Genomic DNA, 478 nt, shown 5'->3' on the forward strand with positions numbered 1-478 from the left:
CACCCGTCCGCCGCTGAATCCGGGAGCAAGCTCCCATCATCCGCTCGACTTGCATGTGTTAGGCCTGCCGCCAGCGTTCAATCTGAGCCATGATCAAACTCTTCAGTTCAACACTGCTTGGGTTTTGAGAAAACCCTAAACTTGGCTCAGCAATCGCATTCTCAATTTAATGAGCTAAAACTCTCGAATTCACGAGTGTTACTTGCGTTGCTGATAATCACTCGATCATCAGTCTTACATCACAAGCACCCACACGAATTGCTTGATTCAACTTGTTAAAGAGCGTTTGGCTGAGGCTTTAGTCTCAACCGAGGCGCGCATTCTACGCTAACCTCTCTTTCCGTCAAGCTTTATTTTTCGAAAATTCCTTTTCTACTCAATCGCTTGTGCTTCAGCGAAGGAAACCTTCTCATCAGCGGGAGGCGCATTCTACAGCGATCAATGTCGCTGTCAACCACCTCGGCGACCTTCTTTTCAG

Annotated in this window: 1 rRNA gene; it reads right to left on the reverse strand. The window is 47.9% G+C overall.

Annotated features, from left to right (window positions below):
* Window positions 1-109: ribosomal RNA gene (locus ACNFIA_RS31970) — 16S ribosomal RNA — on the reverse strand; the annotation flags it as partial.
* Between the last annotated feature and the right edge of the window lie 369 nt (window positions 110-478).

It is taken from the genome of Pseudomonas sp. NY15437, from assembly GCF_048068435.1.
Classification (GTDB): Bacteria; Pseudomonadota; Gammaproteobacteria; order Pseudomonadales; family Pseudomonadaceae; genus Pseudomonas; species Pseudomonas nitroreducens_B.